Origin of the sequence: Humibacter sp. RRB41 (assembly GCF_022761015.1) — a bacterium.
In the GTDB taxonomy this organism is placed as follows: Bacteria; Actinomycetota; Actinomycetes; order Actinomycetales; family Microbacteriaceae; genus Humibacter.
Genome location: NZ_JAKWJQ010000002.1, coordinates 534137 through 555418 on the forward strand (window position 1 = coordinate 534137; position 21282 = coordinate 555418).

Annotated in this window: 18 protein-coding genes; 3 read left to right on the plus strand and 15 right to left on the minus strand. The window is 66.7% G+C overall.

What is annotated here, in order from left to right; translation table 11 throughout:
- Positions 1-37 precede the first annotated feature (37 nt).
- From MJ603_RS08505 to hrcA, 5 genes are all read right to left on the minus strand, one after another.
- Positions 38-1042: a PhoH family protein gene (locus MJ603_RS08505; RefSeq protein ID WP_243063312.1), complete on the minus strand. Its 1005-nt coding sequence runs from the start codon at positions 1040-1042 to the stop codon at positions 38-40.
- Positions 1043-1112: 70 nt separating this feature from the next.
- Complete coding sequence (locus MJ603_RS08510; RefSeq protein ID WP_243063254.1) at positions 1113-1469, minus strand: histidine triad nucleotide-binding protein; 357 nt, start codon at positions 1467-1469, stop codon at positions 1113-1115.
- An 81-nt stretch (positions 1470-1550) separates the two neighbouring features.
- Positions 1551-2288, minus strand: a complete 738-nt coding sequence (locus MJ603_RS08515) for a 16S rRNA (uracil(1498)-N(3))-methyltransferase (protein WP_243063255.1) — start codon at positions 2286-2288, stop codon at positions 1551-1553.
- 7 nt (positions 2289-2295) lie between these two features.
- A complete protein-coding gene (gene dnaJ, locus MJ603_RS08520; RefSeq protein ID WP_243063256.1) occupies positions 2296-3402 on the minus strand; it encodes a molecular chaperone DnaJ in 1107 nt (368 codons plus the stop codon).
- A gap of 59 nt (positions 3403-3461) precedes the next feature.
- Positions 3462-4496: a heat-inducible transcriptional repressor HrcA gene (hrcA, locus tag MJ603_RS08525; protein ID WP_243063257.1), complete on the minus strand. Its 1035-nt coding sequence runs from the start codon at positions 4494-4496 to the stop codon at positions 3462-3464.
- A gap of 396 nt (positions 4497-4892) precedes the next feature.
- On the opposite strand from hrcA, the gene MJ603_RS08530 reads away from it, so the two are divergent.
- Positions 4893-5474, plus strand: a complete 582-nt coding sequence (locus MJ603_RS08530) for a DUF4870 domain-containing protein (protein ID WP_243063258.1) — start codon at positions 4893-4895, stop codon at positions 5472-5474.
- A 123-nt stretch (positions 5475-5597) separates the two neighbouring features.
- Positions 5598-6002, plus strand: coding sequence for a DUF4870 domain-containing protein (locus MJ603_RS08535; RefSeq protein ID WP_243063259.1), 405 nt, complete (start codon positions 5598-5600; stop codon positions 6000-6002).
- A gap of 2 nt (positions 6003-6004) precedes the next feature.
- Here MJ603_RS08535 and hemW read toward each other — a convergent pair whose 3' ends face one another.
- The 4 genes from hemW to MJ603_RS08555 form a co-directional block, all read right to left on the minus strand.
- Complete coding sequence (hemW, locus tag MJ603_RS08540) at positions 6005-7228, minus strand: radical SAM family heme chaperone HemW (protein WP_243063260.1); 1224 nt, start codon at positions 7226-7228, stop codon at positions 6005-6007.
- Positions 7203-7988, minus strand: a complete 786-nt coding sequence (locus MJ603_RS08545) for a DUF1990 family protein (RefSeq protein ID WP_243063261.1) — start codon at positions 7986-7988, stop codon at positions 7203-7205. Before MJ603_RS08545 ends, hemW begins: the two co-directional genes overlap by 26 nt.
- A 166-nt stretch (positions 7989-8154) precedes the next feature.
- Entirely contained in the window at positions 8155-10002 is a 1848-nt protein-coding gene (lepA, locus tag MJ603_RS08550; protein ID WP_243063262.1) for a translation elongation factor 4, read from the minus strand.
- A gap of 48 nt (positions 10003-10050) precedes the next feature.
- The gene (locus MJ603_RS08555; RefSeq protein ID WP_243063263.1) at positions 10051-11274 is read right to left on the minus strand and encodes an amidohydrolase; all 1224 of its coding nucleotides are present in this window, start codon (positions 11272-11274) and stop codon (positions 10051-10053) included.
- Between the two features lie 194 nt (positions 11275-11468).
- Here MJ603_RS08555 and rpsT point away from each other — a divergent pair, with 194 nt between their 5' ends.
- The gene (gene rpsT, locus MJ603_RS08560) at positions 11469-11729 is read left to right on the plus strand and encodes a 30S ribosomal protein S20 (RefSeq protein ID WP_243063264.1); all 261 of its coding nucleotides are present in this window, start codon (positions 11469-11471) and stop codon (positions 11727-11729) included.
- Positions 11730-11903: 174 nt separating this feature from the next.
- Here rpsT and holA read toward each other — a convergent pair whose 3' ends face one another.
- The 6 genes from holA to MJ603_RS08590 form a co-directional block, all read right to left on the minus strand.
- Positions 11904-13007, minus strand: a complete 1104-nt coding sequence (gene holA / locus MJ603_RS08565) for a DNA polymerase III subunit delta (protein WP_374230867.1) — start codon at positions 13005-13007, stop codon at positions 11904-11906.
- A gap of 28 nt (positions 13008-13035) precedes the next feature.
- Complete coding sequence (locus tag MJ603_RS08570; RefSeq protein ID WP_243063265.1) at positions 13036-15444, minus strand: ComEC/Rec2 family competence protein; 2409 nt, start codon at positions 15442-15444, stop codon at positions 13036-13038.
- Complete coding sequence (locus MJ603_RS08575; protein ID WP_243063266.1) at positions 15444-16106, minus strand: helix-hairpin-helix domain-containing protein; 663 nt, start codon at positions 16104-16106, stop codon at positions 15444-15446. The genes MJ603_RS08570 and MJ603_RS08575 overlap by 1 nt, the downstream gene beginning before the upstream one ends.
- A 109-nt stretch (positions 16107-16215) precedes the next feature.
- On the minus strand, positions 16216-18789 hold the full coding sequence (gene leuS, locus MJ603_RS08580) for a leucine--tRNA ligase (protein WP_243063267.1): 2574 nt from the start codon (positions 18787-18789) through the stop codon (positions 16216-16218).
- Between the two features lie 110 nt (positions 18790-18899).
- Positions 18900-20270, minus strand: a complete 1371-nt coding sequence (gene pabB, locus MJ603_RS08585) for an aminodeoxychorismate synthase component I (RefSeq protein ID WP_374230868.1) — start codon at positions 20268-20270, stop codon at positions 18900-18902.
- Between the two features lie 71 nt (positions 20271-20341).
- Positions 20342-21271 (minus strand): ABC transporter substrate-binding protein, encoded by a 930-nt coding sequence (locus MJ603_RS08590; protein ID WP_243063269.1) that lies wholly within the window; start codon positions 21269-21271, stop codon positions 20342-20344.
- Positions 21272-21282: the final 11 nt, after the last annotated feature.

A 21282-nucleotide genomic window follows, 5' to 3' on the forward strand; every position in this document is an offset into this window, starting at 1 on the left:
CCTCTTGATCGCGTGCGGCTGGTCGAGGGTGACGACGCTAGCGGCGCTTCGGCAGGTGGTCGCGGGGAACGCCGGTGCGGCGCTCAGCCCGGTTGGCGAACTCGCGAGCCTGCTCACGCTCGTAATGGTCGGCTTGCTTGCGGGCGTCGTACTCGGTGTAGGCATCCACGATCCGGCCGACGAGGCTGTGCCGAACGACGTCATCGCTGGTCAGGCGCGAGAAGTGGATGTCGTCGATACCGTCGAGCACCCGGGTCACCAGTCGCAATCCGCTCGCCGACGTCGGCAGGTCGATCTGGGTGATGTCGCCGGTGACGACCATCCTCGAGCCGAATCCCAGCCTGGTCAGGAACATCTTCATCTGCTCCGGCGTGGTGTTCTGCGCCTCGTCGAGCACGATGAACGAGTCGTTCAAGGTCCGTCCGCGCATGTACGCGAGCGGGGCGACCTCGATGGTGCCGCTGGCCAGCAGCTTGGGCACCAGCTCGGGGTCCATCATCTCATTCAACGCGTCGTAGAGCGGCCGGAGGTACGGATCGATCTTGTCCGTGAGCGTGCCAGGCAGATATCCGAGCCGCTCGCCCGCCTCGATCGCAGGCCTGGACAGGATGATGCGATTGACCTCTTTGCGCTGAAGCGCCTGAACCGCCTTGGCCATCGCGAGGTACGTCTTGCCTGTACCGGCAGGACCGATGCCGAACACGATCGTGTTCTGATCGATCGCGTCGACGTACTGCTTCTGCCCGAGCGTCTTCGGGCGGATGCTTTTGCCCTTCGCCGTCAGGATCGCCTGGCTGAGCACGTCGGCCGGGCTGGTACCGGACTGGATGATGCGTGCAGAGCTTGCGACCTCGACCGGACTGAGATCGTGGCCATCGCGCACCATCACGAGCAGCTCTTCGATCAGGCGTTTGGCAGCCTCGACCTGAGCGGGATCGCCGGTGATCGAGATGTCGTTGCCGCGTACGTGCACGCTCGCCAACGGGTACTGCTTCTCGAGCGTGGTCAGCAGTCTGTCCTGGGCGCCAAGCAGCCGCACCATGGCGACACCGTCGACGTGCAGCCGGGCCTCCGCGCTGTCGCGGCCGGCGTCGACCTCGGCCGACACCTCATCACTCCGAGCCAAGTGTTCCTTCCGAAAGGTCTCCCGCGAGCACATGAGCATGCACGTGGAACACCGTTTGACCGGCGGATTCGCCGTTGTTGAAGATCAGACGGAACTCTCCGTCTGCCTTGTCGTCCGCCACCTGCTTGGCCACCCTGACGACCTCGGCAAGCAGCTCCGGGTCCTCGGCGGCGAGTTCGACCACATTGCGGTACTGCGCCGTCTTCGGCACGACCACGACGTGAACAGGCGCCTTGGGTGCGATGTCGTTGAACGCGATCACCCTGTCGTTCTCGAACACCACGTCGGCGGGGATCTCCCGCTCGATGATGCGTGTGAAGATGCTCGGTTCGATCTGCGTCATGGCATCCATTCTACGAAGTACCGCCGACGTCGGGCGGGTCGTCCCGGCTTGTTCTTCCACAGCGTCATCACGAGACGCATGTCACCAGCGACCGAGTGCCGCGTTCAGCACGGCGATGGCTGCCGGCCCGGCGCTCGAGGTGCGCAGCACCGCGTCGCCGAGCCGTACGGACAACGCACCGGCAGCCGAGAGCCGCTGCGACTCCTCGGGCGAGACGCCACCCTCCGGCCCGATGACCACCACCACTTCGCGCGTGTCGCTCTGCTCGAATCGGATGCCCGCGAGCGGCTCGTTCGCGCCCGGCTCGAGCACGAGCATCCGCGTGGTGGCAGCGCGGGCCGCCAGCTGCGCCGTCGTCACCGGCTCCTCGACGGATGCCAGCCACGGCCGCACCGACTGCTTCGTCGCTTCGCGCACGATCGACGCCCAGCGCTGCACCCCTTTGAGCTGCTTGTCTCCGGCCCAGCGCGACACCGAGCGTGCAGCCTGCCACGGGACGATCTGGTCGACGCCGAGCTCGACCGCTGTCTGCACGGCCAACTCGTCACGACCACCCTTGGCGAGCGCCTGCACGAGCACCACCTGAGGACTCGGTAAAGCTCTCTGCCGAACAGTATGAACTCGCACGACGGCTCTGGATGGTTCTGCGGTCTCGAGCACGCCACCGAGGAGCAGGCCGTGTCCGTTCGACACGGTCACGACGTCGCCGACTCTGGTGCGGCTCACCGTCACCATGTGCTTCGCCTCGGCCCCTTCGAGCACGACCTCGCCGCCGACGGTGGCGTCGGCCAGGTCCTCGCGCAGATAGAGGTTCGCCATCTGATGACTACAGAAAACGGTCGCGCAGTTTGGAGAACAGACCCTGCTGGAAGCGCGCCAGCGACGGCGCCTCTGCTTTGTGCCGTGCTGCGAACTGCTCGATCAACTCGCGTTCGTGTCTGTCGAGCTTGGTCGGCGTGACGACCTGAACGCCGATGCGCAGATCTCCGCGGCCGCTGCCGCGCAGGTGGGTGATGCCACGAGCCTTGATCGTGACCACGTCGGCGCTCTGCACGCCCGGCTTCAGCTCGACGTCGATGTCGCCGTCGAGCGCCTTCACCTTGGCGTGCGTGCCGAGCACCGCATCCGGCATCGAAATGGAGAGCGTGCAGAGCAGGTCGTCGCCGTCGCGGCTGAACACCTCGTGGTGCCGCACCTTGATCTCGAGGTACAGGTCGCCGTTCGGGCCCCCGGCAGGTCCCGCCTCGCCACTGCCCGGCATCTGCAGCCGCAGACCGGTGTCGACTCCGGCTGGGATGTCGACGGGCACCGTGCGACGCGCGCGAACCCGGCCCTGGCCCTGGCAGGTCACGCAGGGGGTGGCGATGACGGTGCCGTAGCCGCGGCACGTGCCGCACGGCGACGAGGTCATCACGTTGCCGAGAAGGGAACGAACCGTGCGCTGGATGCTTCCCGTTCCGTGGCAGATGTCGCAGGTGACCGGCGCGGTACCGGGCTGGCAGCAGCTGCCGCCGCAGGTCTCGCACACCACGGCCGTGTCGACTTCGAGGTCGCGGTGAGCGCCGAAGATCACCTCGTCGAGGTCGACCTCGACACGCAGCAGGGCGTCTTGACCGCGCTCCCTGCGCGAGCGGGGACCGCGCTGGTTGCCGCCGCCACCGCCGGCGCCGAAGAACGTCTCGAAGATGTCGCCGAAACCGCCGAAACCTGCGCCACCGTCGAAGCCCGGTTGCGGACCGAGGTCGTACTGCTGACGTTGCTGGGGGTCGCTCAACACGTCGTAGGCATGCGTGACGAGCTTGAAACGCTCCGAAGCCTCTGGACTCGGATTGACATCGGGGTGCAGCTCGCGCGCAAGCCTGCGGTACGCCTTCTTGATCTCGTCGCTCGTCGCGTCACGCGCGACGCCGAGAACTTCGTAATGGTCGGCCACGGAAGAGGGGTTTCCTTAACTGTCGTGTACTGAGTGCGTCACGCCTGCCTGCTGAGCTGTCACTCGCCGAGCAGACGCGAAAGATAACGGGCCACGGCACGTACCGCCGCCATGTTGTTCGAGTAGTCCATGCGGGTCGGTCCGAGCACGCCGAGCCTGGCGACGTCGGTGCCGAACCCCGCGTATCCGCTGGCGACCACGGATGCCTCAGACAGCGTCGCCGCCGCGTTCTCGCGTCCGATCCGCACGGCCACCCCGTGCTGGTCGCGCTCCATCTCGCCGAACAGCTTGAGCAGCTCCACCTGCTCCTCGATCGCTTCGAGCACAGGGGTCACGCTGCCCGTGAAGTCGATCTCCGTGCGCACGAGATTCGCCGCGCCCGCCATGATCAGGCGCTCCTGCCTGGTGGATTCGATCTGCTCGACGATGGCCGAGCACAACGCGGCGGCGAAACCGCGGGCATCCTCGTCCCATCGCTCCGCTGACAGCGTTTCCGGCAGTCTGCGCAGCGTGGCCGCCGCATCCGTCAGCCGCATCCCTGCCGCTTCGGCGTTGACTCTGGCCCGCAACTCCGCGAGAGCAACCTCGTCGAGCTCGCCGTCCGGTTCGGCTACGCCCTGCTCGACGATGCCGGAGTCGGCGATCAGCACACACAGCACGCGACGGGGAGCCAGCGGAACGAACTCGATGTGACGCACCCTGGCACGCGATGTCGACGGATACTGCACGAGCGCGACCTGATGCGTCAGCTGCGCGAGCAGCCGCACCGTGCGGGCGAGAACGTCGTCAACGTCGACCGACTGCCCGAGAAACACCTCGATGGCCTGCCGCTGAGCGGCCGAAAGCGGACGGACCTCCGACATGCGGTCGACGAAGAGCCGATACCCCTTGTCTGTAGGGACACGGCCGGATGACGTGTGCGGGGCGACGATGAGCTCTTCTTCTTCGAGCGCAGCCATGTCGTTGCGAATCGTCGCTGCCGACACGTCGAACCCGTGCCGCTCGACGATGCTCTTCGACCCGACCGGCTCCCTGGATGCCACGTAGTCCTGCACGATCACCCGCAGGACTTCGAGGCTGCGATCAGAAACCACTCCGCCTGCTCCTTCCGGTCACCGCGGGCAAGGCATTGGCACTCACCACTGTCGAGTGCCAATCATATCGCCAGCACCCGATCCCGCGCTGAGCGGGTCGGGCGATTCGCAGCGATAACCCGATGAGGTCGGTCACCGCGGCGGCTCCTTGTCGTCACGGCACGTCGAGAAAGTGCTGATCGGAATGTGGCGCCCGAAGCCTATCGACCCCGCTGTCTACCGCGGAAATCGAGGACGCAATCGTGTCGCGCGCGCCGGCGAGCTGCCATTGCAGACGCGCTGGGCGGGCAGTACCTTATGCCTGAGCTCGCGCACAGCCGTGCGCCGTGTGCATGCGCTCCTGCGCCTGCCCTGGGCGAGACCATGATCCCGCAACCGTTCGAAAGGCACCGTACGATGAGCGATCCGAACGCACCACAAGAACCGGCAGATCCCAACCAGCAGCCGCCTGCACCACAGCAGCCGCCTGCACCACAGCAGCCGCAGTACGGACAGCAGCCGCCGCAGGCGGGACAGCAGCCGCCCCAGTACGCGCAGCAGCCGCCGCAATACGGTCAGCAGCAGCCGCCCCAGTACGGGCAGCAGCCGCCGCAATACGGGCAGCCTCAGTATGCAGCCCCCGGCCAGCCGCTGTCGCCGGAGTCCGACAAGACTGCGGCGATGTGGGCTCACATCGGAGGCGTGGTCGGCTTCCTGCCTTCTCTCATCATCTGGCTCGTCCTCAAGGATCGCGGCCCGCGTACCAACGTCGAGGGCAAGGAAGCGCTGAACTGGCAGATCACGTTCACGATCATCGAGGTCGCGATCCAGATCCTCAGCGTGATCTTCGGCGTCTTCTTCTGGCCGATCACGATCCTGTTCTCGCTCTTGTTCTGGGCGGTGTGGATCGTCAATATCGTCTTCTCGATCCTTGGCGGGGTGCGTGTGAACGCCGGCGGCAGCTACCGTTACCCGTTCAACTTCCGTTTCATCAAGTAGCCGAGGCGGCGGGAGAGCACGGCACGGCACGCCGTCGTCGTCTCTCCCTCCGGCCTACCCCTGTGCCCTAGGGTGGGGGGCCGTAGATCGCCCGTGCCGGGCGCAACCCCTAAGGAGTTCGACATGAGCAACGTCCCGCCCCCTCCGCCGCAGAATCCCTACGCGCAGGGATCTCCGCAGATGGACCCCGCCAGCGAGAAGACCTGGTCGACGCTGGTGCACCTCGGCGGAGCCATCATCTCGTTCATCACGTACGCGACGCTCGCCTTCCTGCCTGCGTTGATCGGCTACCTCGTGCTGAAGGATCGCGGGCCGTTCGTTCGCGAGAACACGAAGAATGCGCTGAACTTCCAGCTGACCCTTCTGATCGGCGTGGTCATCGGATGGATCACATCCTTCATCTTGATCGGCTTCCTGATCCTGCTCGCCGTCTGGGTGGTCAACATCGTCTTCAGCATCATCGCCGCCGTGCGCTCGAACCGCGGCGAGGTCTACCGCTACCCGATGACCATCGCTTTCATCAAGTAGGACTACGCCACCAGTCGACGCACGACAGCGTCTGCCAGCAGCCGCCCTGCACGGGTCAGTTCCACCGACCCGTGCAGGGCGGCTTTCGCATCGACAAGGCCGTCTGCGATCAGACCGGCGACCGCGGCGCGACCCGTGCCTTGCAAGGCCGACGTGGGAAGGCCGTCGCGGATGCGTACACGCAGTAGCACGTCCTCGAATTCGCGCGTGGTGGCATCCAGCGTCTCCCTGCCCGCTGCGGGCGAATCACCCGCCAGAACTCGTTGAGCATATGCGGCGGGATGCTTCACGTTCCACCACCGCACACCGCCTACGTGGCTGTGGGCGCCTGGCCCCACTCCCCACCAGTCGTGACCGAGCCAGTACCCGAGGTTGTGGCGCGAACGGTGGTCGACATCCGTCGCCCAGTTGCTGACCTCGTACCATTCGAAGCCGGTATCGGCGAGCCTGTCGTCGATGAGCTCGTACATGTCGGCCTGCAGGTCTTCATCGGGCTCGGCGACCTCGCCGCGACGGATCTGCCTCGCGAGCTTGGTGCCGTCCTCGACGATCAGCGAGTAGGCGGAAATGTGGTCGGGAGCGCACTCCAGTGCGGCGTCGACCGACGTCGCCCAGTCCTTCAGCGACTCGCCCGGCGTTCCGTAGATGAGATCGAGGCTCACCTGCAGGCCGGCATCCTTCGCCCATCGCACGACGAGCGGAACCCGCTCCGGGTCGTGCGTGCGCTCGAGGGTGTGCAGCACGTGCGGCACCGCTGACTGCATTCCGAACGAGACCCGGGTGAACCCTGCGTCGGCGAGCTCGGCGAGATAGGCCGCGTCGACGCTGTCCGGATTCGCCTCGGTCGTGACCTCGGCATCGTCCGCGAGACCGAAGACGTCGCGCACCTGAACCAACATCGAGCGCAGATCGGCTGCCGGCAGGAGTGTTGGCGTGCCGCCGCCGAAGAACACCGTTGCGGCCTTCCGAGCGACAACACCGGAACGTGCGAGCACGTCGGAGGCGAGCCGCACCTCCTGCCGAGCCTGGTCGGCGTAGTCAGTCTGTTTCACGCCGCGCAGCTCGGTGGCCGTGTACGTGTTGAAATCGCAATATCCGCAGCGCACTCGGCAGAACGGCACGTGGAGGTAGACACCGAAATCGCGATGCTGTGCGCCGACCGCTGCACTGTCGGGGAGCAGTCCGTCCGACGGCGCCGGATCAGCGATCGGCAGGGCGCTCGGCATGTGCCGTGATCGAAGAGGTCTCCGTGGTGTCGGCGGCGGCGATCTCGGCGGCGACAGCCGCCTTGTCGGTGACCGTGTCCGCATCCGTGCCCGCAGCCTGACCGCCGATCACGGGATTGCCGCTCACCGGGTGGAGCGCGCGCAGGTAGCGCTTCGTCAGCTGAGCCTGGCTGGCGCGGGCGAACGGGCCCACCATCGCGCGAGCTCCCCCCGCGACGCGGGAGAACGACCGCATGGTCAGCCAGACAGAGTCGTCTTCGCGCTGCTCGACGACGAACGACTCCTCACCGCAGAGCGGATGCCCGTGCATGGTGCCGTAGCCGAAGCCGGCTCTGCGCTCTTCGTCGATCACGTAGACGACGCGCACCGGCGCGTGCACGTGGAATGGGCCGAACGGAACGCGGAGCACAGCGGTCATGCCATTGGAGATGTAGGGCTGTCCGTCTTCGTCGAAGACGGATTCCGCGCCGCGGTGCGGCACGAGCCGTTCCGGCGTTCCGTCTTCGGCGTACCGCACGCCGGCGTACTCCTCGCCGGTGCCCGGCTCGATCTCGCTGATCTCCACTCCGCTGCCGCGCTGCACACCCCACGTCATCAGCGCACGCGACGACGTGGCGAATCGCTCGTCGCCGCTGCCGAGCCTGATCGAGCGCGCCGTTGGCCGGAAGCCCTTCGGAGGATGCATCGTCAGGTCGTGAGCGAGGGTCGCGCCGACGGCAGCGTAGGTCACCGGCTGATCGGTGAAAGTACTGCGTCGCATGACGTTCGTTGGTTCGCCCCTTCGTGTGCGGCCGTGCGCCTGCGCCGTTTCCGGCGCCGTGTCGGCCTGCCCCTGTTCGCCCAGCGAGTTTAGCCGAGTTCGGCGACGGCGACCTCCACAGCGACTGAACGAGACGCCCGCAGCGGCCGCGGTGCGCCGCCGGAACTCATGACGACTTCTTCTCGACGTCCCCGCTCAGTGCGGCGATGAACGCTTCTTGCGGCACCTCGACGCGGCCGACCATCTTCATGCGCTTCTTGCCCTCTTTCTGCTTCTCGAGGAGCTTGCGCTTGCGCGTGATGTCGCCGCCGTAGCACTTCGCCAGCACGTCCTTGCGCATGGCACGGATCGACTCTCTTGCGATGATCCTGGCGCCGATCGCTGCCTGCACCGGGACCTCGAACTGCTGACGAGGAATCAGCTTTCTCAGCCGCTCCGTCATGAGGACCCCGTAAGCGTAGGCCTTGTCGCGGTGCACGATCGCACTGAAGGCGTCGACCTGCTCACCCTGCAGCAGGATGTCGACCTTCACCAGATCGGCGTCCTGCTCGCCGGCCGGCTCGTAGTCGAGGCTGGCGTACCCCTGCGTTCGGCTCTTCAGCTGGTCGAAGAAGTCGAAGACGATCTCTCCCAGCGGCATCCGATAGCGGATCTCGACCCGATCTTCACCGAGGTAATCCATGCCGAGCAGGGCACCCCGGCGAGACTGACAAAGCTCCATGATCGTGCCGACGAAGTCCTTGGGCGCGAGGATGGCGGCCTTGACCATCGGCTCGCGAACACTGTCGACCTTGCCTGTGGGGAATTCGCTCGGGTTCGTGACCGTCACGGTCTTGTCGTCCTCGGTCGTCACGTGATAGATCACGCTCGGCGCGGTCGTGATGATGTCCAGACCGAACTCGCGCTCGAGCCTTTCGGTGACGATCTCCAGGTGGAGCAGACCGAGGAATCCGCAACGGAATCCGAAGCCGAGCGCCACGGACGTCTCCGGCTCGTAGTTGAGTGCGGCATCCGACAGCTTGAGCTTGTCGAGGGCCTCTCGCAGCTCCGGATAGTCGCTGCCATCGATCGGGTACAGACCGGAGAAGACCATCGGCAGCGGCTCGGTGTAACCGGGCAGCGCCTGAGTCGCCGGCTTCACCGCCGTGGTGACGGTGTCGCCGACCTTCGATTGGCGAACGTCCTTCACTCCGGTGATCAGATAGCCGACCTCGCCCACGCCGAGCCCTTCGCTCGGCGTGGGCTCCGGGGAGCTCACCCCGATCTCGAGGATGTCGTGGGTCGCACGGGTGGACATCATCTGGATGCGTTCGCGTGGCGTGAGTCGCCCGTCGATCATCCGCACATACGTGACGACGCCGCGATAACTGTCATAGACGGAATCGAAGATCATGGCACGCGCCGGCGCGTCCGCAACCCCGGTTGGCGCTGGAACCAGTTCGGTGATGCGATCGAGCAACTCTTCGACACCGGCGCCGGTCTTGCCGGAGACGCGCATCACGTCGTCAGGGCTGCCGCCGATCAGATCGGCCAATTCGCGGGCGTATTTATCCGGGTCAGCGGCGGGGAGGTCGATCTTGTTCAGGACAGGGATGATCGTGAGGTCGTTCTCCAGTGCCAAGTAAAGATTGGCGAGAGTCTGCGCCTCGATGCCCTGGGCGGCATCCACGAGGAGGATCGCTCCCTCGCACGCCGCGAGCGAGCGGGAGACCTCGTACGTGAAGTCGACGTGGCCCGGCGTGTCGATCATGTTCAAGGCGTAGGTATCGTCCTCGTACGCCCAGGGCATGCGCACGGCCTGGCTCTTGATCGTGATCCCTCGCTCGCGCTCGATGTCCATGCGGTCGAGGTACTGCGCGCGCATCGCCCGCTCCTCGACGACACCGGTCGACTGGAGCATGCGATCGGCGAGCGTCGACTTTCCGTGGTCGATGTGCGCGATGATGCAGAAATTGCGGATGCGCGCCGGATCGGTCGCTGCTGGCTCGAGGGCCGTTGTTGCACGTGGTGACATCGTTCGGCAATTCTCCCATGAACGAGCGAGCGCCCCGTGCGGCCACGGCTACCCCTCGAATCGCTCCGAACGCTCGGTCACGATTCCGCGCCCGTTCTCCCAGCGGTACACCTCTGCGCCGGAGATGAACACGCACTCTGCCCGGTTCATCACGTCGAGCGGATCGCCCGACCACAGCACGAGGTCTCCATCGAGTCCCACCTGCAGCGAGCCGACTCGGTCGTCGAGCCGCAGGAACGACGCGGGGTTCACCGTGAGGGCCTCGAGCGCGACGGTGCGGTCGAGACCGTCTTTGACCGCGAGCGCTGCCTGGTACACGAGGAAGTTGATCGGCACGACCGGGTGGTCGGTCGTGATCGCCACGCGCACACCCGCGGATGCCAGTCGGCCGAGGTTCGCAATGGCCCGGTCCCGCAGTTCCAGCTTCGATCGGGAGGTGAACATCGGACCGTAGATCACCGGGATGTCTCGTTCAGCGAGCACGTCCGCCAACTTCGCGCCGTCGGTTCCGTGGTTGATCACGAGCCGGTAACCGAACTCGTCGGCAAGACGGATGGCCGTTGCGATGTCGTCATGCCGGTGCACATGCTGGTCCCAGGCGAGTTCTCCCGACAAGACACGGGCGAGAGTCTCCTTCGCCAGGTCGCGGGCGAACGGCTCGCCCTTCTCGGCCGCCGCATCTCGCGCCGCGGCATAGTGCTGCGCGTCGGCAAGTGCCTGGCGAATGACGTAGGCGACGCCCAGCCGAGTGCTCGGGGTCTGCTTCTTCTCGCCGTACACGCGCTTGGGGTTCTCGCCCAATGCCGACTTCACGCTCACGGCCTCGCTGATCACCTGCTCGTCGACGGTGCGGCCACCCCAGGTTTTGATGGCGATCGTCTGACCGCCGATCACGTTGCCGCTGCCCGGCTTGACCACCACGGATGTGATTCCTCCGCTCAGCGCGTCGCGAAATCCCTCGTCGTCGATGTCGATGGCATCGAGCGCCCTGACTCCCGCCGTGTTCGGGTCGGTCATCTCGTTGGTGTCGTTTCCGGCAGCTCCGTTGGACTCCTCGTGGATGCCGACGTGACCGTGCGGCTCGATGAAGCCGGGGAGCAGCCAGCGACCACCTGCATCCACCACCCGGATCCCAGGAGGCGGCGTCACATCGGCACCGACGGCGGTGATCACACCGCTCTCGACGACCACCGTGCCGTTCTCGATGGGCTCGCCGACGACGGGCACGACATAGGCATTGACGACGGCGACGGATGCTTGTGTGCGACTCATGCCTTCCACCCTAGGCAGGTGCGCGCGGGAGCCGTACCGGCCTGAGGGCACACGGTTCGGCGGAACAGAGGGTGTCTGGTAGAGTTGTTTGCTGGCTTGCGTGTGGTCTCATCCACACGAAAAGCCGCCAGACGCCCTCTCTCGTCCGGCGGCACATCCTGACACACCACCTCGAACGAAAGACAAGACCACTCGTGGCAAACATCAAGTCGCAGATCAAGCGCATTCGCACCAACGAGAAGGCGCACGAGCGCAACAAGGCCGTCAAGAGCGAGCTCAAGACCGCCATCCGCTCTACGCGCGACGCCGTCGCCGCGGGCGACAAGGACAAGGCGACCGTCGCCCTCGCTCGCGCGAGCAAGAAGCTCGACAAGGCCGTCAGCAAGGGCGTCATCCACAAGAACCAGGCGGCGAACCGCAAGTCGTCCATCGCCAAGCAGGTCGCAGCGCTGTAGACCTTTGCGCGCCCGTCCCAGCCGGGCGCGCCGCGGTCGGGACCGCGCGTGGTCGCGTACGGCGCCGGCACAGCCGCCGCCTCGTGGAGCGTGTCGCGAGCAGAACACCGACGCAACAAGACATTTGCCAAAAGAGCCTCGTCCTCGTGACGGGGCTCTTTTGCGTACCTGCTGCTAGCGGGAGACCGGCGTCACGCCACGTGCGCTGAGGATCTCGATCATGCGCTCGAGCGCGAAGACCGGATCTCGACCTGCTCCCTTGACGCTGGCATCGGTGTCGGCGACGACCTGGATGCTGCGCGCGAGCCCTTCCTCGGTCCAGCCCTGCAGATCGCGTCGCGCGCGATCCACCTGCCAGGGCGCGAGACCGAACTGAGACGCCAGTTGCGCCGAGCTTCCACGCGCCCCGTAGAGCTTCGCCATGGTGCGCACCTTGCTCGCGAACGCCGCCACCATCGGCACCGGGTCTGCGCCTGAGGCCAGGGCGTGACGCAGTGTCAGCAACGCCTCGCCGTGGCGGCCGGCCAGTGCGGAATCCGCGACCTTGAACGCGTTCGTCTCCACGCGGCCGCCGTAGTAGCGGTCGACGGTCGCCTCTGTGATCTCTGCGCCGGTGTCGGAGATGAGCTGCTGACAGGCTGCGGCGAGTTCGGCGAGGTCATCGGCGAACGCGCCCGTCACGGCACGTAGCGCTCCAGGAGTGACCTTCTTCCCTGCCATGCGGAACTCGGCCTGGGCGAAGTCGTATTTGTCCGATTCACGTTTGAGTTCGGCGCACACCACTTCGACTCCCCCGCCGGATCCGCTGCGAACGGCGTCGAGGAACCTCTTGCCCCGCTGACCTCCCGCGTGACGCACGACCACAGTCGTGTCATCTGCAGGGGCCTCGAGGTAGGAGATCAGGTCGTCGATGAAGGCATCACTCGCCTTCTCGGCGCCACTCACCCTGATGAGTCGCGGCTCTCCGAACAACGAAGGGCTCGCCACCGACGCGAGCCCGCCCGCGATGTACTCCCCCGCCGCGATGTCGGTGACCTCCACGCTCGGGTCTGCTTCGCGCAGTCGATCGCGCAGAATGCGCATGGCCCGGTCGGCGAGCACGGTCTCGGTGCCGCTCACCAGTACTACGGGTGCAGCACGCACGTCCTGCCAGGTCAGCTGCGGGATGGAGACCCTGACCGCCGCAGATCGACCGGCGCCGCGAGCCGCACCAGCGCGGGACGCGGCGGGTCTGCCGCCCGCCGATCTCGCTCCTCCACTGCGCGTCGTCGCCGCCACAGCACTCCTCTCGATGACCTCGCCAAGCCTAATCGTCACCGCCGACGCCGCGGGAACGACCAGGGGTCGCCAGCTGTTCCGAGGTGGCATGCTTCTGCGTCCACGTGCGCAGGCCGCCGTCGCCGTCAGCACTCACCATGAGGATGCCTTGCACGTCGGTACGCATCGCCAGCGTGCCTGCGCGCTTCAGGATGCGGAGGGCCTTCGCCGTCGGATGCCCGTAGTCGTTGCCTGCGCCACACGAGATCAAGCCGACGGCGGCGCCGAGGCGTTGGTAGAGCGCGTCATCTTGGTCCGACGACCCGTGATGGGCAACCTTCACGACGTCCACCCGCTGCGGCCGATCCGTGTCGAGCAGCGCGGCCTGCGCGCGCTCGTCGAGGTCGCCGAGAAAGATCGAGCGCAGACCGTCGCCGTCGAAGAGGACCGTCACGCTGCGTTCGTTGCCGTCCTCCATGCCGCCTGCGTCGGCATCCGGCCACAATACGCTCCAGTCGAGGGTGCCGATTCGGCCCTTGTCGCCCGATTGCGCCACCGTCACCTTGGCCCCGCCCTTTGTCAGCGCGGTGTCGACGGCGCGGCCGTGCGCGTCCGACGGCGGACCGACCATCGCCACTCCGACCTTGCCGACCACCGCCGCGACGCCGCCGACATGGTCCATGTCGTAGTGGGTGAGCACGAGCAGGTCGATGTGGGAGACGCCCAATTCCGAGAGGCATTCAGTGAGCGGAGCGGGGTCGGGACCGACATCGATCAAGGCATGCGCACCGTGGCTCTGCACAAGCACCGCGTCGCCCTGACCGATGTCGCAGGCCGCGATGTTCCAGTCCGACGGCCGCTGCAGCGCCTCGGCGACGCGGCCGCCCGCCATGCCGGCCAGAGAGCACACGACCAGCGCACCGGATGCCGTGAGCGCGATCACGCGCGCCAGTCGCGTCACCCTTCGCGCAGGCCTCACAACGACAAGGACGATCGCCAGCGTGACGGCCAGCATCAACACGAATCCGGCCACGCCGTCCACCCACCCGAGTCCGCTGGCCGGGAGTACCTGTGTGACCCTCGCGACCGCCGCGATCCACGCCGATGGCACCCATGCGACGTGCGCGAGCAACAGCCCGGCAGCCGGCCAGAACGGGGTCAGAACGCAAGACACGAGGCCGAGCACCGTCGCGATCGGGGCGGCCGGCTCTGCCACGAGATTCGCCAGCACGCCGTACAGCGGCACTGTCGGGTTGAGCAGCAGCAGTACGGGCTGGCAGGCGACCTGTGCCGCGATCGGGACCGCGAGCAGGGCTGCTACTCGCGACGGCATCCATCGGCTCATGCGCTCGGTCATCGGCGGCGCGAGCAGCAGCAGTGCTCCCGTCGCGAGCACCGACAACGCGAACCCGTAGTCGACGGCCAACCATGGGTCGACGCAGAGCAACGCGATGATCGCGAGCGAGAGTGCGGAGACCGCTCGCCCCGGTCGCCCGGCCCAGCTGCCGAACACGATCACGGTGGCCATCACGGCGGCCCGCAGCACGCTGGGCTGGGGCGTCACCAGCACGACGAATCCTGCGAGGGCGATGAGGGATGATGCCGAGCGGATGCCGCGTCCGAGTCCCAGCGCGCCTGCCGCTGCGCCGACCAGGGAGACCACAACAGCGCAGTTCGCTCCTGACACCGCGGTGAGGTGTGTCAGGCTCGCCTGCTTCATGGCGTCGGAGAGCGAGGTCGGCAGTCCGTGCACGTCGCCGATCGCAAGCCCGGGGAGCAGGTCGCCTCCATCGCCGGCGAGTTCGCTCGCTTGTGCCGAGAAGGCACTCCGCATCGAGTTGGCGGCTGCCAGAGGGGCAGCGGCTGCAGCGACCACGCGGGGGCTGGCGCCCGCGTAGACGAGCGCGGCTGTCTCTGAACCCGGCTCGAGCATCGTCACCGTCCCCGTCGCCGTCACGGTCTCTCCGATCTGCACGTGCGTGCCGACCGGTGCGAAGACCTGAACGGGCATGCGCGCGCCCATCGTCGTTCGACCGGCGGTCAGTGCGGTGACGGTCGCCGAGAACCGAACGCGACCACCCGAGTACGGCGAGGTCGCGGCCTGGACCGCCAGTGACGTCACGTCGGCACGGAGCGCGACCGTGTGGTGTTCGAGCCGGGCGACGGCATCCGGATGCCGTGCGGGCAGTGCAACGCTCGCCGCCGTGCACACCAGTGCTGCGGCAGCTGCGGCGACGCACACCCCCGCGGCGACAGCAGCGGCTCTGCCCCTTCGACGGGCGGAATCATCGCGCTCGTCCTCTCCAAGCACCCGAAGGATGACCGCCGTCGCCGCCGCCGCGACCGCAGCACTCCACAACGCGACGGCTGCCCACACCGGTGGACCCGGTATCTGCAGCGCGACGCCGCCGCCAACCCACGCGGCGATCGCGGGCACAGCGAGCCTCACGTCGATCATCAGACGGTCACCTGGTCCTTGAGGCCGTCGAAGGTCTTCTCGCCGATGCCGCTCACGTTCATCAGGTCGTCGACGGAGGTGAAACGGCCGTTCTCGGTGCGCCAGGCGATGATCTTCGCCGCCATCGCCGGTCCGACTCGCGGGAGGGTCTCGAGTTGCTCGTCGGTGGCGGTGTTCAGGTTGACCTTGCCGCCAGGAAGCGCACTGCCGCCGGAGGCACCGGCCCCTGCGGCAGGCACCGCTGCCGGATCGCCGACATGGGGCACGATCAGCTGTTCCCCGTCGCTGAGCTGCCTGGCGAGGTTGACTCCCGACTGGTCGGCATCGTCGGTCATGCCCCCGGCCGCCCCGATCGCATCGACCACCCGTGCGCCATCGGCGAGCGTGTAGAGGCCGGGGCGCGTCACTGCGCCGAGAACGTGCACGTAGAGCACGGAGGTGGGTGTCGGCACAGGCACCGGGCGATCCGATCCCGCAGCGGTCACCGTCACAGCCGGTACCCGCCCGCTCTCCCCGCTCGGAGCGAGCATGCCGACCAGTACGGCGACCGCGAACGCCGCGATGAGCAGAACCGCGGCGGCTCCGAGACCGATCTTCACCTTCACGGTGCGGGGCAACGCGCGAGAGCGGGGGGAGAGCGCATCGCGAGGGTCGGCATCCACTCCCGTGACGGTACGGGGACGACGACGTCGTCATCCTCGCTTCGCGCCAGACCGTGGACGCGGCGATGGCCCGCCGCCCTGGGGACGACGGGCCATCGGCCGCTGAACGCTATTTCGCTGTGACGAAGTTCACTAGGCGTGGAGCGCGAACCACCACGCTGGCCGGCTCTCGGTCTCCGAGCGCACGCTGCACCGCTGCGGATGCCCGAGCCAGACCTTCGAGCTCGTCCGCCCCGATCTTGGGCGAGACCTCGACGCGGTCGCGCACCTTGCCGTCGACCTGCACGATCGCGGTCAGCGACTCCTCGATGAGAAGACTCGGATCGGCCCTGCGCCACAGCTGCAAGGCGACGGTCGGCTCGTAGCCGAGTGCCTGCCACATGTCTTCGGCCGTGTACGGGGCGAACAGGTTGAGCACCAGGGTGACCACCTCTGCGGCCTCTCGCACCGCGGCATCCTGCGGGCCGGGACCGGAGTCGATCGCCTTTCGCGTCGCGTTCACCAGTTCCATGAGCCGCGCGACGACCACGTTGAACTTGAACTGCTCGACGAGAGCCGGGGCGTCCGCGAGCAGGCGGTGCGTGACGCGCCGGAGCGCGATGTCGCCGGAACGCCACTCGACGTCGGGAGAGCTGGTCACGTCGTGAGCCAGCCGCCACGCGCGAGCCAGGAACTTCGCGCTTCCGGCCGCCGAGACATCCGCCCAGTCGATATCGTCTTCCGGCGGACCGGCGAAGGCGATCGTCATGCGCAGTGCGTCAGCGCCGTGCTGACGCAGCTCGTCGGCGAACTCGACGAGGTTGCCCTTCGACTTGCTCATCGCAGCACCGTTCAATATGACCTGGCCCTGGTTGAGCAAGGACATGAACGGCTCGGTGAACGACACGTACCCGAGGTCGAACAGCACCTTCGTCATGAAACGCGAGTAGAGCAGGTGCAGGATCGCGTGCTCGACGCCGCCGACGTACTGGTCGACGGGAGCCCATTTCTCCACTTCGGCGGGATCGAAAGCCTGCGTGTCGTCGTTCGCCGAGAGGTAGCGCAGGTAGTACCAGGAGCTGTCGACGAACGTGTCCATGGTGTCGCTGTCACGTGTCGCCTTGCCGCCGCAGTTCGGGCAGTCGACAGTCGACCACTCCGTCGCCGCGCCCAGTGGGCTGGTGCCCTTCGGCTTGAGGTCCAGGCCCTCCGCGTCCGGCAGAACGACGGGCAGCTGGTCCTCGGGCACCGGCACCTCGCCACACGCCGGGCAGTGGATGATCGGGATCGGTGTGCCCCAATAGCGCTGCCGAGAGATCAGCCAGTCGCGCAGCCTGAAATTGCGCGCGGCGTGGCCGATCGACGACGACTCGAGTGCCTCGGTGATGCGGTGGATGGCGTTGTTCTTGCTCAGCCCGTTGAACGGGCCGGAGTTGATGAGGCGACCGTCACCGGTCAACGCCACACCGGTCGACGCCGGGTCGAGAGGCGGCAGGTCCTCGGGAAGCAGCGCTTCGCCGGTCTCCGGATCGGTCGGAATGACGGGGATCGCGCCCGTGATCGGCGCGTTCGTGTCCACCACGACCCGCACAGGCAGGTCGAACGTGCGCGCGAAGTCGAGGTCGCGCTGGTCGTGAGCCGGCACCGCCATGACGGCGCCGTGGCCGTATTCAGCCAGCACGTAGTCGGCGGTCCAGATCGGCAGTCGCTCACCGCTGAGCGGGTTGATCGCATACCGCTCCAAGAACATTCCGGTCTTCTCACGGTCCGTGCTCAGCCGCTCGATGTCCGTGGCCGCCTGCGTCTGGCGCAGGTAGTCGTCGAACCGCTCACGCACGTGCGCCGGGGCATCCATGGCCAGCTCAGATGCCAGGTCGGAGTCCGGCGCCACCACGAGGAACGTCGCACCGTACAGCGTGTCGGGGCGCGTCGTGTAGACGGCGATCGGCTCGTTCCTGCCTTCGATCCTGAACTGCACGTCGGCGCCGATCGAGCGACCGATCCAGTTGCGCTGCATCGTCAGCACGCGCGACGGCCACGATCCCTCGAGCTGGTTCAAGTCGTCGAGCAGCCTGTCACCGTAGTCGGTGACACGGAAGTACCACTGGGTCAGCTTCTTCTTCACGACGGCGAACCCGCAGCGCTCGCAATGGCCGTCGATGACCTGCTCGTTGGCGAGCACTGTCTGGTCGTTGGGGCACCAGTTGACGGAGCCGTCCTTGCGGTAGGCGAGGCCCTTCTCGTACAGCTTCAGGAACAGCCACTGGTTCCACTTGTAGTACTCGGGATCGCTGGTGTGCAGTTCCTTGCTCCAGTCGAACGACGGGGCGTAGATGCGGAAGCTGCGCTTCTGCTGCGCGATGTTGTCGTAGGTCCAGCCGCGCGGGTCGATGCCGCGCTTGATCGCCGCGTTCTCGGCAGGCAGCCCGAAGGAATCCCAGCCGATCGGGTGCAGCACGTTGAATCCCTGCTGGCGCCAATACCGCGCAACGATATCGCCGAAACCGAACGCCTCGGCATGCCCCATGTGCAGGTCGCCCGACGGGTACGGGAACATGTCGAGCACGTACTTGCGCGGGCGCTTGTCGCCGGGAGCATCCGTGCGGAACGGTCGGAGCTCCTCCCACGCAGGCAGCCACTTCGCCTGGATGGCAGCGAAGTCGTAACGGGCTTCTGAGCCGTCTCGCTCGTCGTGATCTGGCACGTCGCTCTCAATCTCTGTGCGGGGAAGGGTGTGCGGACCCCGGCGTCCACACGAAAAAGGGGCGTTGAAAAGATTACCCGCTCATGTCGGGCAGATTGCGGGCCGCCCGCTCAGCGGCCGAGCGCCGCCAATAAGGCCGCAGCCTTCAGCTTGATCTCGGCGAGTTCCCTCTTCGGTACTGACAACGCGGTGATGCCGCCACCTGTTCCGATCACGGCCTCGCCACTGTGCATCACGATGCTTCGGATGACCATCGCGAGCTCGGCGGACCCGTCGAGGCCCAGCCTTCCGAAGCATCCGCTGTAGACCCCGCGCGGGCCACGTTCGAGGTCGTTCAGGATGTCCATGGCGCTGAGCTTCGGCGTCCCGGTCATCGACCCAGCCGGAAAGCATGCGGCGAGCACGTGCAACGCGTCCACGCCGTCTGCGAGTCGCGCCTCGATCGTGCTCACCAGTTGATGCACGTGCCGGTGGGTCTCCACCTCGAGCAACGAGGTCACAGCGACGCCGCCGAGTCGTGCGACCCGGCTCAGATCGTTGCGCATCAGGTCGACGATCATCAGGTTCTCGGCGCGTTCCTTCTCGTCACGTCCCAGCGCATCCTTGAGGCGCGCGTCGTCGTCAGGATCCGGAAGGCGTCGGGCGGTGCCCTTCACAGGGCTCGTCACTGCAACGCCATTCGCGACGGAGAGAAAGAGCTCGGGCGACGAGCTCAGCAGCGCGACGTCCCCGAAACGCAGATAGCCGCCGTACGGCGCAGGGGAATCCCGTCGCAAGCGGCGATAGACGTCGAGCGGCCGGGCATCCGTCGGCATGCGGATCGTGTTGGTGAGACAGAGCTGGTAGGCGTCGCCGGCACGGATCGACCGCTGGCATCGCTCGATCAGCCGCAGATACTCGCCATCGGAGTGTCGCCACTCCGGCTCGCCACGCCGCTCGGCGTCTCCGTGCCTCGCCTCCTCCTCGGCGGGCGCGGGCGCGAGCCCGCCCAGGGCGAGCTCCTCGAGACGGATGCTCGTGGCATCGGCCCACTCGCGTCCTGCCGCGTCGTCGAGGAACCACAGACTCAATTCACTCGACGCGTGATCGAACGCGACGACCTGATCGGCGGCGATCAGCGCGGCATCCGGAAAGGGCGACGGGTAGGTCGGAATGCCGAGCGCGTCCGCCCCGAACTCGTAGCCGAACCAGCCGACCCAGCCGAGGGGCGAGCCGGCCGGCGCATCCATCGACACGAAGATCTCGGAGCGCAGGAGTTCCGACAGGTCACCGCCCACTTCAGCCGTTCGGTCGGCGGTCACCACGTGCACGACGCCGCCCGCGACCAGATAGCCGGGTCGTCTCGGCGATGCCGCGCCGAGGTAACTCACGCCATCGACACGGATTCCGGCATCCAGCCAGAACGCGTGGCTCTCGTGCGCGAACAGCGCATCGAACACCACCTGCGGGTCGACGCCGAAGGGGAGCCGTTCCCTCCGCACCGGTGACATCGCACCGGGCATCACGAACGACTCCCCCGCCGTCGACCCCTACTCGGAGCCATGATCACCTGCTACTGGAACAGGTTCTTCTCCGACAGCCACTCCTTGGCGATCTGAGCGGCGGACTCCTTCGCCGAACCGGAGGCCTTGTCGTTCATAGAAACGAGATCGTCCGTCGTGAGCGCACCCGAAACGGCGTTGAGCACGCTCTTCACCTTGTCCGTGACCTTTTTCGAGTTGATCACCGGAAGGACGTTCTCGGCGATGATGATGTTCTTCGGGTCCTTCAGGGTGACGAACCCGTTGTCCTTGATCGCCGAACTCGTCGTGTAGATGTCCGCAAGCTGCACCGTGCCGTCCTGCAAGGCCTTCACTGTCAACGGTCCACCGCTGTCGCTGATCGGGTCGAGCGTCGCCGTCACGCCGTATGCCGACTTCAGCCCGGGGATTCCATAGGGGCGATCGGCGAACTCGGGATTGGCGCCGACGGTCAGCGGGATGCTGACCGACTTGAGGTCGGAAAGACTCGTGACGTTGTACTTCTCGGAGAAGGCCTTGGTGACGTTGTACGAGTCCTTGTCTTCCGCCTTGGACTGGTTCAGGACCTGATATCCCTTGGGCAGCGCGTCGCTCAGCGCGGCGTACACGTCTGTGCTGGACTGCGCCGTCGTCTTGGCGTCGTAGTACTGCAGCAGGCTGCCGGAGTACTCGGGAACCAGGTCGATCGAGCCGTCCTGAAGAGCCTTCAGGTAGGCCTCACGGGCACCGATGTTCGGCTTGATCGACGTCTTCACGCCGTTGGAAGCCAACGCCTGGGTATAGATCTGGGCGATGATCTCGGACTCGGGGAAGTTCGCCGAACCGACGACGATCGCGCCACCGGAATTCGCTGACGACGTCGTGGAGCTGTCGAGCGGGTTGCCCGACGAGCACCCAGCCAGGGCGAGCGCGCCCAGTGCCGCGGCCGCGGCAGCGCTGATGATGCGTGATTTCAGTGCCATGGTGCTTCGCT